Source organism: Bacteroides ovatus, assembly GCF_001314995.1.
Lineage (GTDB): Bacteria > Bacteroidota > Bacteroidia > Bacteroidales > Bacteroidaceae > Bacteroides > Bacteroides ovatus.
Window position 1 is genome coordinate 2,121,180 of the sequence record NZ_CP012938.1, and the last position, 12,041, is coordinate 2,133,220.

The window sequence follows — 12,041 nt, forward strand, 5'->3', positions numbered from 1 at the left end:
AATCAGGCCAACGGCGTTGGTTTCCAATCAACGCGAATCGGTCGATTGAACGATCATTCATTATGGCAAAGGATAGACTCATTACTCCCAGTTATTGTTTCATCTTGGCAGCCAACTTCCTGCTATACTTCGGTTTCTGGTTGCTGATTCCTGTTTTGCCGTTCTATTTATCCGAATTCTTCCAGGCTGGAAATTCCACTATCGGCATTGTCCTCTCCTGCTACACGGTGGCAGCTCTCTGTATCCGTCCATTTTCCGGTTATCTGCTCGACACGTTTGCCCGAAAACCTCTTTATCTGTTTGCTTACTTCATCTTTATGATGATGTTCGGCGGATATTTAATTGCCGGTTCCCTTACCTTATTTATTATATTCCGAATCATTCACGGCGTCTCTTTCGGAATGGTCACAGTAGGCGGAAACACGGTAGTAATAGACATTATGCCCTCTTCCCGGCGAGGGGAAGGCTTAGGTTATTACGGACTTACCAACAACACAGCCATGTCCATCGGACCGATGTTCGGACTGTTTCTGCATGATGCGGGAGTTTCTTTTGCTACGATATTCTGCTATGCATTCGGTTCCTGTATTTTAGGTTTTCTATGCGCAAGTCTGGTTAAAACGCCCTACAAGCCTCCTGTGAAACGGGAACCGATCTCGCTCGACCGCTTTATCCTGATGAAAGGACTGCCTGCCGGACTTAGTCTGCTGCTGCTTTCCATCCCTTACGGAATGACGACCAACTATGTTGCCATGTACGCCCGCCAAATAGGATTGAACACACAAACCGGATTCTTCTTCACCTTTATGGCAGTCGGTATGGCCATCTCGCGTATCTTTTCAGGAAAACTGGTGGATCGCGGAAAAATAACGCAAGTAATAGCTGCCGGATTATACCTGGTTGTTTTCAGCTTCTTCCTGCTTTCAACTTGTGTATATCTGATTCAATGGAATGATACTGCCTGTACTCTGCTGTTTTTTGGCATCGCATTATTAATGGGTGTCGGGTTTGGAATTATGTTTCCGGCATTTAACACGCTGTTTGTCAACCTCGCCCCCAACAGTCAGCGGGGAACAGCGACTTCCACCTACCTCACTTCCTGGGATGTAGGAATCGGCATCGGTATGCTGACGGGAGGATATATCGCAGAAATAAGTACATTTGATAAGGCCTATCTTTTCGGAGCCTGCCTGACGGTAGTTTCCGCCCTCTATTTCAGACTAAAAGTGACGCCTCATTACCATAAAAACAAGCTACGATGAGAAAGAAAGAACGTTATGAGAAAGTAATCGCCTGGTTTCAGGACAACATACCTGTGGCCGAAACCGAACTGCATTACAACAATCCGTATGAGTTGCTGATCGCTGTTATTCTTTCTGCACAATGTACGGACAAACGGGTGAATATCATCACTCCTCCTTTGTATAAAGATTTTCCGACTCCGGAAGCATTGGCTGCCACTACGCCGGAAGTGATTTTCGAATATATACGAAGCGTGTCTTATCCCAACAACAAAGCCAAACATCTGGTCGGTATGGCAAAGATGCTGGTGAATGACTTCAATAGCGAGGTGCCGGATAATCTGGAAGATCTGATAAAGTTGCCCGGTGTAGGAAGAAAGACTGCCAATGTGATCCAGTCGGTGGTATTCAAAAAAGCGGCAATGGCGGTAGATACACACGTGTTCCGTGTCAGCCACCGTATCGGACTGGTGCCGGACAGTTGCACCACCCCGTTCAGCGTGGAAAAAGAACTGGTGAAGAATATTCCGGAAAAGCTCATACCGATTGCCCATCACTGGCTCATCCTGCACGGCCGTTACGTTTGTCAGGCACGTACTCCCAAATGTGACACCTGTGGTTTGCAAATGATGTGCAAATATTTCTGTAACACCTATAAAGTTACAAAAGAGGAACCAAAAGCCAAGAATAAATAACGATTTAATAGCAAGGAACCGAAATAAATAGTAACTTTGCGGTCGTTCTAAAAGAAGAATTTTAAAAACACTTTTAAATAAAAATAGAGTATTATGCAGACAATTGACAAATTCAATTTTGCCGGTAAAAAGGCATTTGTTCGCGTGGACTTCAATGTACCCCTGGACGAAAACTTCAACATTACAGATGACACTCGTATGCGTGCAGCTCTTCCTACTTTGAAGAAGATTCTGGCAGACGGCGGAAGCATCATCATTGGCTCTCACCTGGGCCGTCCGAAAGGCGTTGCCGATAAATTCTCTTTGAAACATATCATCAAGCATCTGTCTGAATTGCTGGGCGTTGAAGTTCAGTTCGCTAACGACTGCATGGGCGAAGAAGCTGCTGTAAAAGCTGCTGCTCTGCAACCGGGAGAAGTGCTGTTGCTCGAAAACCTTCGTTTCTACGCTGAAGAAGAAGGTAAACCAAGAGGTTTGGCAGAAGATGCAACTGACGAAGAAAAAGCTGCTGCTAAGAAAGCAGTAAAAGAAAGCCAGAAAGAATTTACCAAGAAATTGGCTTCTTACGCTGACTGCTACGTAAACGACGCATTCGGTACTGCTCACCGTGCACACGCTTCTACAGCATTGATCGCTAAATATTTCGATGTAAACAACAAGATGTTCGGTTACTTGATGGAAAAAGAAGTGAAAGCTGTTGATAAAGTATTGAACGATATCAAACGTCCGTTCACTGCTATTATGGGCGGTTCTAAAGTTTCTTCTAAAATCGAAATCATCGAAAACCTGTTGAGCAAGGTAGACAACCTGATTATCGCCGGTGGTATGACTTATACATTTACTAAAGCTATGGGCGGCAAAATCGGTATCTCTATCTGTGAGGACGACAAACTTGACCTGGCTTTGGATTTGATGAAAAAAGCAAAAGAAAAAGGTGTAAACCTGGTATTGGCTGTTGACGCTAAGATTGCTGACGCATTCTCTAACGATGCAAATACTAAATTCTGTGCTGTTGACGAAATTCCTGACGGATGGGAAGGTCTTGATATCGGTCCTAAGACTGAAGAAATCTTCGCTAACGTTATCAAAGAATCTAAGACTATTCTTTGGAACGGTCCTACAGGCGTATTCGAATTTGACAACTTCACTCACGGCTCACGTGCAGTAGGTGAAGCAATCGTTGAAGCAACTAAGAACGGCGCATTCTCACTTGTTGGTGGTGGCGACTCTGTAGCTTGTGTTAACAAGTTTGGTTTGGCTAGCGGTGTATCTTATGTTTCAACTGGTGGTGGCGCATTGCTCGAAGCAATCGAAGGAAAAGTTCTTCCGGGTATCGCTGCTATTCAAGAATAAGATAATTGTTAAAATCACATAGTTAATTATTAGAAGGGCAGTTCTTTGTGAAAAGAGTTGCCCTTATTTATAAAAACAGAATTCCTCTTATTTATAAAAACGAGGTATGAAAAGACCGATACTATTCTTTTGGTTCATCCTTTTCTTCCTTTACTCTTGTCAGAGTAAGAAAGGAGATAGCTCTTTTTTACCTCTAACCGAACTGCAACCACTTACCCTGGGCATGATGCCTACACTGGACGGACTTCCTTTTCATATAGCCAAAACGCAAGGCATTTACGACTCATTAGGACTGGATTTGACCATTCTTTCATTCAACTCTGCCAACGACCGGGACGCTGCTTTCCAAACCCGGAAAATAGATGGCATGATTACTGACTATCCCAGTGCGGTAGCATTACAAGCTATTCATCATACTGATTTAGGATTCATCCTGAAGAATGATGGTTATTTCTGCTTCATTGTCTCCAAAGAAAGTAACATCAACCAACTGGAACAGCTCAAGGAAAAGAATATCGCCGTGTCGCGCAACACAGTTATCGAATATGCTACCGACCAGCTATTAAGCAAAGCCGGAATCAAGCATACGGAAATAAACATGCCGGAAATCGGCCAGCTTCCTCTCCGTCTGCAAATGTTGCAGTACAATCAAATTGATGCCTCTTTCCTACCCGACCCTGCCGCATCCATCGCCATGAACAGTAAACATCGTTCATTGGTAAGTACGCAAGAGTTGGGTATCGATTTCACTGCTACCGCTTTTTCACGAAAAGCGCTCAACGAGAAGAGAGAAGAAATCGAGCTACTCATCACAGGATATAACCTGGGAGTAGATTACATAAAAATGCACCCGCAGAAAGAATGGGAGCAAGTATTGATAGAAATAGGTGTACCCGAAAATCTGACAGGACTCGTTGCCCTCCCCGGTTATCAAAAAGCAAAACGTCCCTCCGCTGAAGCGATAGACAAGGCTATACACTGGCTGAAAGAAAATCACCGAATACCCCAAACCTACTCTGAAAAGAATCTGATTGACACTACATTTATTCCCACAGTATCAACCATAATACAGTATCAACCATAATCAAAATCAAATAACAACTAACTCATGCGAAAAACACTACTCCAACTCTTAACCTTTGTATTATGCATTACAAATATGCAAAATCCTCTCTTGGCACAAGAGCAGACACCATTAAATCAAGTTGTCAACACACTGAAAGAACGGATTAGTCTCTCCGGATATGCCCAACTGGGATACACTTATGACGATGCAGCGAATCCGGATAACACATTCGACATCAAACGAATCATTTTCATGGCACACGGAAAGATCACCAAACGGTGGACTTGTGATTTTATGTACGACTTCTACAACGGGGGCATGTTACTCGAAGTGTATACCGATTATCAGTTTCTCCCCGGACTTACGGCACGTATCGGTGAATTCAAGGTTCCTTATACCATAGAAAACGAATTGTCTCCTACTACAGTAGAACTTATCAATTGCTATTCACAGTCTGTCTGCTATCTGGCAGGAGTAAGCGGTAGCGATAAGTGTTACGGAATGACTTCCGGACGGGATATCGGTATGATGCTTCACGGGAAATTATTTCGTGACTTCCTACAATATAAAGTAGCTGTAATGAACGGACAGGGACTGAATACCAAAGACAAAAACAGTCAAAAAGATGTGGTCGGTAATCTGATGGTTAATCCGCTGAAATGGTTGTCCGTAGGTGGTTCGTTTATCCGCGGAACAGGACACGCCATAGCTGACTCTGAATATACCGGAATCAAAGCAGGAGAAAATTACGCCAAGAGACGCTGGAGTGCAGGAGGGGTTGTCACCACTTCCACTTTTAATCTGCGTACGGAATATCTTGCCGGAAAAGATCGGAGTGTGAAAAGCGAAGGTTTCTATGCAACAGGAAGCGTGCGTTTTGCCCGGAATTTCGATTTCATCGCTTCGTACGATTATTTCAACCCTAACAAGAGTGCAGATTTCAAACAAAATAACTATATTGCAGGCGTACAATACTGGTTTTATCCCAGATGCCGGTTACAGGCACAATACACCTTTTGTAATAAGAAAGGAGATGGACAAAAAGATTCCAACCTGATACAAGCACAGGTACAAGTGAGGTTTTAAATTCAAGGACTAAATTTAAGTATTAGGTATTAAGTATTAGAGCCGAAGTATCAGGGTTAAGTTCCAAGGTAAAGTATCAAGGCTATAGTAAGTAGTACCTTAACAATAGGATTAAAGCAGTAGAGTTGAAGCAGCCGAATCAAATAATTATAAAATATAAATCTTATTAATAACAGAACAAAAAACATGGAAAGTAAAATCGCCGAAACCAACGCCCGAATAGACGTGGCCGACGTATTAAGAGGATTGGCAGTAATGGGGATCATCCTCTTGCACAGCATCGAACACTTTAATTTCTATTCTTTCCCGGAAGAAGTCCCTTTTGAATGGATGAAATTTACCGATCAGGCTATCTGGAGAGGATTATTCTTCACATTCAGTAATAAAGCATACGCTGTATTTGCTTTGCTCTTCGGTTTCAGTTTCTATATTCAGGACAATAACCAACAACGGAGAGGGAAAGATTTCCGCCTGCGTTTTTTATGGAGATTATTCATCCTATTCATTATAGGACAATTCAATGCCGCTTTCTTTACCGGCGAAATATTAACCATGTATGCGATTTTAGGAATTATCCTGCCGATATTCTGCCGGATGAGTGACCGTACAGTTGCCATCTTTGCTACTTTATTAATCCTTCAACCTATCGACTGGGCAAAACTGATCTATGCCTTGTGCAATCCTGACTATGTGGCAGGTAAAAGTTTGGCAGGTTATTATTTCAGCATCGCTTTCGACGTACAAAAACATGGCAACTTCCTTGAAACAGTCCGCATGAATATGTGGGAAGGACAAATGGCTAACATGACCTGGGCTTTGGAACATGGACGTATCTTACAAACACCGGGATTATTCCTATTCGGAATGCTGGTTGGCCGCCGCAAATATTTCCTGTATAGCGAACAGAACGAACGCTTGTGGTTAAAAGCATTAGCCATTTCGCTTCTCTGCTTCTTCCCCATCTACGGATTGAACAATATGTTGCCGGAATTCATCGAACGGAGTGCCGTCCTTGTTCCTCTACAGTTGATATTAAGTTCATTCAGCAGCCTTAGTTTCATGGTATTACTGGTGGCAGGATTACTGTTGACTTTCTACCGTGTGAAAGACCGCAGTTTCTTTATGCGTTTCACATCTTATGGTAAAATGAGTTTAACGAATTATCTCGGGCAATCCATTTTCGGTTCTCTTTTGTTCTATCATTGGGGATTCGAATTGGGACGATATTTAGGAATCACATATAGCTTCCTTTTTGGCATCCTTTTTGTTCTATTACAAATGGTATTCTGTTCGTGGTGGCTCCGACACCATAAACATGGTCCTTTTGAGGGTCTCTGGAAACATTTGACCTGGATTGGAAAAAATAAATAATTAAATAATGATGAACGAAAAAACGATTAATGAACAATACGCATATATACGTACCTTACTTGAAGAGAAAAGGCTCAAGGAAGCTCTGATGCAGTTGGAATCTCTGCTGTGGCAGTGTCCTGACTGGGATCTACGCACTCGCCTGGAACAATTGCAGACTTCCTACAAATATATGCTGGAATACATGAAACAGGGAGCAAATGACCCTGAACGATGGAATCTGTATCAGAAAATGGTATCAGACACGTGGGGAATTGCCGACCAATCACGTTTGCTCATATTGGATAACGCTTCATCAAGATACTATCATGAAGTACGACGTACTCCCAAATCGCCAGATTTGTCAAACTATGGTCTTAAAACCATATTACACATACTGGAGTCTTTTAATGACGACTTGGCAGTCAGCGGATTACTGTCTGACGAAAAGATGGATGAAGTATTAAAGCGGCATGAGGACACGCTCAAGTTTATGTTTATAAGAACATGGACGAACAGTGCCTGGACTCCCGAAGACGAGGAAGATGCAAAAGCCATGCTTGCCTCGGAATTACTTCCGGGAGACGATTTATGCTTATTTGTCAGTGCCCTCACATTGAGCTTGATGGAATGTTTCGACTTACGAAAAATAATGTGGTTGCTTGATGCTTACGAGCATCCCAACGTCAACGTCAGCCAACGGGCATTGGTTGGTGCGATGATTATTTTCCACATTTACAGAAGCCGCCTTACTTTCTATCCGGAACTGATAAAAAGGGTGGATCTCATGGAAGAAATTCCTTCATTCAGAGAAGATGTCGCTCGCATTTACCGCCAAATGCTATTATGTCAGGAAACGGAAAAGATTGACAAAAAGATGAGGGAGGAGATTATTCCCGAAATGCTGAAGAATGTTTCCTCCATGAAAAATATGCGGTTCGGTTTTGAAGAAAGCGATGAAGAGAACAACGACATGAATCCGGATTGGGAAGATGCATTCGAGAAATCCGGACTGGGGGATAAATTGCGTGAAATGAACGAATTGCAGTTGGAGGGTGCAGATGTATATATGAGTACTTTTGCGGCTTTGAAAAACTATCCGTTCTTCCGCGAGGTGCATAACTGGTTTTATCCATTCAGCAAGCAACAGTCTAATGTGCTCAAGGCAATGAAGCAGGCAGGAAATCAGGGAGGCAGTCTACTGGATTTAATTCTTCAATCGGGATTCTTCAGTAACAGTGATAAGTACTCTCTCTTTTTCACGATCCATCAATTGCCACAGTCACAACAGGATATGATGTTGAGCCAACTGAATGAACAACAGGTTGCAGAATTGGCGGAGAAATCGAATGTTGAGACGATGAAGAAATTCAATGAACGTCCGGGAACGGTCAGCAACCAGTACCTGCACGATTTGTATCGTTTCTTCAAACTTAGTGTGCGCAAGAGTGAATTCAGAGATATTTTTAAAGAGAAGCTCGATCTTCATCATGTCCCTGCACTCGACAATATATTGCACTGGGAAGATGTATTATTCCCCATTGCCGATTTCTACCTGTCAAAGGAACGTTGGGACGAGGCTATTGAAATTTATGAAGAGTTGGAAACGATTGGCGGATTCGAAGGAGAGAGTGCTGAATATTACCAGAAGTTTGGCTATGCATTGCAGAAAAGAAAGAAATATGCAGAAGCTATCCAGGCTTACCTGAAAGCAGACACGTTGAAACCGGATAATATCTGGAACAATCGCCATCTGGCTATTTGTTATCGGTTGAACAGAAATTACCAGGTAGCAATCACCTATTATAAGAAGGTAGAAGAAGCTGCTCCGGAAGATACCAATGTGACTTTCCATATCGGTAGCTGTCTGGCCGAATTGGGGCAATATGAAGAAGCACTGAATTATTTCTTCAAACTGGATTTCATCGAGAACAACTGTATTAAGGCATGGCGTGGTATCGGATGGTGTTCATTTATCAGCCAGAAACATGAACAAGCGATGAAGTATTATGAAAAAATAATAGAACAAAAGCCTCTGGCTATTGACTATATGAATGCAGGACATGTCGCCTGGGTGATGGGAGATATTCAGAAAGCTTCCGTTTTCTATGGAAAAGCCATTACGGCTAGTGGAAACCGGGAACGATTCCTGGAAATGTTCCATAAAGATGAAGAAGCTCTTCTCACACAAGGAATTCGGGAAGAAGATATTCCTCTGATGTTGGATTTATTATAGTCTTCCACATCTTTCAGTTTGGGATATTCAGTAAATGTTCCTGCTTAAAAATACAGAAAAAGGCTGCCTCATTTTCTATTTTGAGGTAGCCTTTGTGCATTATTGGACTAAGTATATCTTATGTATTTCATGTAATCAATGAGTTTATTACACTGATATATTCAGATATATTCAAGATACTTACTACAGCTTTTTCAACTCTCCGTACAGTTTCTGTATGGGAAGCCCCATAATATTATAGAAACTACCGGAAATTGATTTAACCCCGATATACCCGATCCACTCCTGAACGCCATAAGCTCCTGCCTTATCCATTGGCTGATAACGATCTACGTAATACAGGATTTCATCTTCCGACAAGACATCAAACAGCACTTCGGAGGAAGCGGTAAAGCTTTTTTGCCACTCAGTAGTAGTCAGGCAAACCCCTGTGAAAACCTGATGAGATTTTCCCGAGAGAGCGCGAAGCATTTCAATGGCTCCTTCCCTACCCTCCGGTTTCCCAAGTACTTTCCCATCTAACCAGACTATGGTATCTGCCGTAATCAATAATTCTCCCGGCTTCATCATGGTACGGTAGGCATCCGCCTTTTCACGGGCAATATATTCAGGTATTTCAGCACCTACCAATGTATCCGGGTATGACTCGTCTACATCCGGCAATGTTCTGACTACATAGTCTACTCCTAGTCCCGACATCAGTTCTTTCCGACGGGGAGAATTGGAAGCTAATATAATCTGATATTTATTTAAGTTATCAAGCATGGTTTTATTCGTTATTAAACAACGATTATTTATGATTAAGTTACCAACCGAAGGCGTCTTCCACCATCCATAGACCGTGAGCTTTCAGCACCTGCTCCACTACATCACGTCCGCATCCACGACCACCGTCTGCATAAGAAATATACTTTGCAACGGATTTCACTTCCGGCACGGCATCTTTCGGGCAGCATGGCAGTCCGCACTCACACATCACTTCAATATCCGGTACGTCATCACCCATATATAGAATTTCATCATCGGTCAATCCGTACTTATCACGAAAAGCACGATAATCATGTATCTTCACAGCAGAACCCATGTATAAATCCTTCACTCCCAGTCCCTCAAAACGGATACGTACCGCTTCTGTCCGGCCACCGGTGATGATAGCTATGTGAAGTCCTTTTTTCACAGCCAACTGGATGGCATACCCATCTTTGATATTCACGGTACGCATTGGTTCCCCGGAAGGATGCAAAGGTACGGTAGTCGAACTCAATACTCCGTCCACATCAAAAGCTAAAGCTTTGATACGGGATAAATCATAATTGATGGTGCTCATGGATACTTTTGCTCATTAGTTTATATATTTCCTGCAATGCCGGAGAATCTACCAACATGGCAAGATGATTACTCATCACATTCTCATCGTAACGAACAGCGGGTCCGGTCTGTGCATCACGTGGCGCCAGTTCGTGTACTTTACGTGCTGTTTCATCTATCAGCGGAAGCATGACATCGAAAGGCAAGTTGTATTTTTCAAGTAAATCAGCTGCTAATGCATACATGTGATTGGTGAAGTTACAGATAAAAACAGCAGCCAAATGTAGGCTTTTACGTTGCTCGGAAGAAGCCTCGTAGACCTTTTCCGAAAGTGTGGCGGCAACAGCCTTCAACAATTCCACGTCTTCCGGCCTTTTCGCTTCAACAAAGAAAGGCACTTCCTGAAATTTAACTTCACGTTGTTTGCTGAATGTCTGCATCGGATAAAATACTCCGTAACGTTCTGCATGCCCTTCCCAAACGCTCATCGGAATGCTTCCTGCCGTATGCACCAACAAAGACGCTTGCTTTCCTTCTGTTATCTGCGGTAACAAATCTACTAAAGCATCATCTTTCAACGATACGATATACAATTTTGCATCTTTGGAGACTGCCTGTAAATCTGTTGTATATTCAGCTTCTACTTTCTCGGCTAAGGTACGGGCAGATTCCATAGTCCGGCTATATACCTGTACAATGCGGAAACCTTTACGATAAAGAGCTTTCGCCAGATTAGTAGCCAAGTTACCTGCACCGATAAACACGATCGGTGTATCTTCTATACTTCTTTTCATTATTCTCTTATCGTTTTGCAAACCAGAATAAAACGATTCCGATGATGAGCAGTGTCAATGGCAACAGATATCCGGATAACGAACCCAATAAGGACATGACCAAACCGATATTCATCACTAGCCAAAGCCCAAGCAACACAAAACCAATTGATTTATCGCGTTTGAAAATAAGGAAACAGATCGAGGCGTACAATAGCATATTGTCCTTATTCATCACCCAGGGTAGCCCAATGGAAGAAAAATGAATCAGCTTATCGATCAGAAAAAGTGCTCCGATTACAATAAAGGTAACAGCAGTAGCCAGATAGGTATCTTTACTATTATTCGCTTTAGCAGCTCCCATACTTATTTTCCTCCGAACTTGTTAATATGAATTTTCTCCCATTGAAGATGTTCTTCATTGAAAGGTTTACGTTCCATCCCTTTATGTCCGATAGCAATGACAGAAAGAATCTGAAGTTGCAAGGGAATATCCAAAATTCCATGGACAAATTCATCGGAAGGCATTCCGGTGGCAGTGAAACGTTCACGAACCTGCACCCAGCAGCTTCCCAAGCCGAGATCTTCGGCCTGCAACTGTATCATGATGGAAGCAATGGAAGCGTCTTCAATCCAAACATCACTGGCCAACGGATCGGCCATTACCACAATTGCCAAAGCTGCATCGGCAATGAACGAAGAAGCCTGTTCTTTGCAATGAGACAATTCTTTCAATACCTCTTTATCATCAACCACTACAAACTGCCAACTATTACTACGTTTGGAAGAAGGGGACATCAAAGCTGCTTTCATCAACGTAACGACCTGATCTTGTGTCAACTCTTCATCGGTGAACTTCCGCATACTACGACGGTTCTTTATCAATTCACTGAAATTTTCCATATTATTTCCGGTTTCATTTGATTAATGTAT

Annotated in this window: 12 protein-coding genes; 7 read left to right on the forward strand and 5 right to left on the reverse strand. The window is 42.6% G+C overall.

Going from position 1 to position 12,041, the window contains the following annotated elements; genetic code table 11:
- The first annotated feature begins 62 nt into the window (after positions 1-62).
- From Bovatus_RS08535 to Bovatus_RS08565, 7 genes are all read left to right on the forward strand, one after another.
- Entirely contained in the window at positions 63-1,262 is a 1,200-nt protein-coding gene (locus tag Bovatus_RS08535; RefSeq protein WP_004300864.1) for an MFS transporter, read from the forward strand.
- On the forward strand, positions 1,259-1,936 hold the full coding sequence (nth, locus tag Bovatus_RS08540) for an endonuclease III (RefSeq protein ID WP_004300865.1): 678 nt from the start codon (positions 1,259-1,261) through the stop codon (positions 1,934-1,936). The genes Bovatus_RS08535 and nth overlap by 4 nt, the downstream gene beginning before the upstream one ends.
- A 93-nt stretch (positions 1,937-2,029) precedes the next feature.
- On the forward strand, positions 2,030-3,289 hold the full coding sequence (locus Bovatus_RS08545; protein ID WP_004300866.1) for a phosphoglycerate kinase: 1,260 nt from the start codon (positions 2,030-2,032) through the stop codon (positions 3,287-3,289).
- A gap of 106 nt (positions 3,290-3,395) precedes the next feature.
- Positions 3,396-4,373 carry an ABC transporter substrate-binding protein gene (locus Bovatus_RS08550; protein ID WP_004300867.1) on the forward strand — a complete coding sequence of 326 codons (978 nt, stop codon included), beginning with the start codon at positions 3,396-3,398 and terminating at the stop codon, positions 4,371-4,373.
- Between the two features lie 24 nt (positions 4,374-4,397).
- Positions 4,398-5,441 carry a porin family protein gene (locus Bovatus_RS08555; RefSeq protein WP_032856151.1) on the forward strand — a complete coding sequence of 348 codons (1,044 nt, stop codon included), beginning with the start codon at positions 4,398-4,400 and terminating at the stop codon, positions 5,439-5,441.
- Between the two features lie 186 nt (positions 5,442-5,627).
- Complete coding sequence (locus Bovatus_RS08560) at positions 5,628-6,812, forward strand: DUF418 domain-containing protein (RefSeq protein WP_004300869.1); 1,185 nt, start codon at positions 5,628-5,630, stop codon at positions 6,810-6,812.
- Between the two features lie 7 nt (positions 6,813-6,819).
- Positions 6,820-9,027 (forward strand): tetratricopeptide repeat protein, encoded by a 2,208-nt coding sequence (locus tag Bovatus_RS08565; protein ID WP_004300870.1) that lies wholly within the window; start codon positions 6,820-6,822, stop codon positions 9,025-9,027.
- 183 nt (positions 9,028-9,210) lie between these two features.
- On the opposite strand, the gene Bovatus_RS08570 is transcribed toward Bovatus_RS08565, so the two are convergent.
- The 5 genes from Bovatus_RS08570 to Bovatus_RS08590 are packed head-to-tail and all read right to left on the reverse strand — an operon-like array spanning position 9,211 to position 12,011.
- Complete coding sequence (locus Bovatus_RS08570; RefSeq protein ID WP_004300871.1) at positions 9,211-9,792, reverse strand: Maf-like protein; 582 nt, start codon at positions 9,790-9,792, stop codon at positions 9,211-9,213.
- A 40-nt stretch (positions 9,793-9,832) separates the two neighbouring features.
- The gene (locus tag Bovatus_RS08575) at positions 9,833-10,354 is read right to left on the reverse strand and encodes a KdsC family phosphatase (RefSeq protein ID WP_004300872.1); all 522 of its coding nucleotides are present in this window, start codon (positions 10,352-10,354) and stop codon (positions 9,833-9,835) included.
- Positions 10,335-11,129, reverse strand: a complete 795-nt coding sequence (locus tag Bovatus_RS08580; RefSeq protein WP_004311403.1) for a Rossmann-like and DUF2520 domain-containing protein — start codon at positions 11,127-11,129, stop codon at positions 10,335-10,337. Before Bovatus_RS08580 ends, Bovatus_RS08575 begins: the two co-directional genes overlap by 20 nt.
- Before the next feature lie 7 nt (positions 11,130-11,136).
- A complete protein-coding gene (locus Bovatus_RS08585) occupies positions 11,137-11,472 on the reverse strand; it encodes a hypothetical protein (protein ID WP_004300874.1) in 336 nt (111 codons plus the stop codon).
- Between the two features lie 2 nt (positions 11,473-11,474).
- Positions 11,475-12,011 (reverse strand): nitroreductase family protein, encoded by a 537-nt coding sequence (locus Bovatus_RS08590; protein WP_004300875.1) that lies wholly within the window; start codon positions 12,009-12,011, stop codon positions 11,475-11,477.
- Positions 12,012-12,041 lie beyond the last annotated feature (30 nt).

What these genes read in the sequence shown, in the direction of transcription:
- Bovatus_RS08535 (WP_004300864.1), top strand. Translation starts at nt 63, where the DNA reads ATGGCAAAGGATAGACTCATTACTCCCAGTTATTGTTTCATCTTGGCA.
- nth (WP_004300865.1), top strand. Translation starts at nt 1,259, where the DNA reads ATGAGAAAGAAAGAACGTTATGAGAAAGTAATCGCCTGGTTTCAGGAC.
- Bovatus_RS08545 (WP_004300866.1), top strand. Translation starts at nt 2,030, where the DNA reads ATGCAGACAATTGACAAATTCAATTTTGCCGGTAAAAAGGCATTTGTT.
- Bovatus_RS08550 (WP_004300867.1), top strand. Translation starts at nt 3,396, where the DNA reads ATGAAAAGACCGATACTATTCTTTTGGTTCATCCTTTTCTTCCTTTAC.
- Bovatus_RS08555 (WP_032856151.1), top strand. Translation starts at nt 4,398, where the DNA reads ATGCGAAAAACACTACTCCAACTCTTAACCTTTGTATTATGCATTACA.
- Bovatus_RS08560 (WP_004300869.1), top strand. Translation starts at nt 5,628, where the DNA reads ATGGAAAGTAAAATCGCCGAAACCAACGCCCGAATAGACGTGGCCGAC.
- Bovatus_RS08565 (WP_004300870.1), top strand. Translation starts at nt 6,820, where the DNA reads ATGATGAACGAAAAAACGATTAATGAACAATACGCATATATACGTACC.
- Bovatus_RS08570 (WP_004300871.1), bottom strand. Translation starts at nt 9,792, where the DNA reads ATGCTTGATAACTTAAATAAATATCAGATTATATTAGCTTCCAATTCT.
- Bovatus_RS08575 (WP_004300872.1), bottom strand. Translation starts at nt 10,354, where the DNA reads ATGAGCACCATCAATTATGATTTATCCCGTATCAAAGCTTTAGCTTTT.
- Bovatus_RS08580 (WP_004311403.1), bottom strand. Translation starts at nt 11,129, where the DNA reads ATGAAAAGAAGTATAGAAGATACACCGATCGTGTTTATCGGTGCAGGT.
- Bovatus_RS08585 (WP_004300874.1), bottom strand. Translation starts at nt 11,472, where the DNA reads ATGGGAGCTGCTAAAGCGAATAATAGTAAAGATACCTATCTGGCTACT.
- Bovatus_RS08590 (WP_004300875.1), bottom strand. Translation starts at nt 12,011, where the DNA reads ATGGAAAATTTCAGTGAATTGATAAAGAACCGTCGTAGTATGCGGAAG.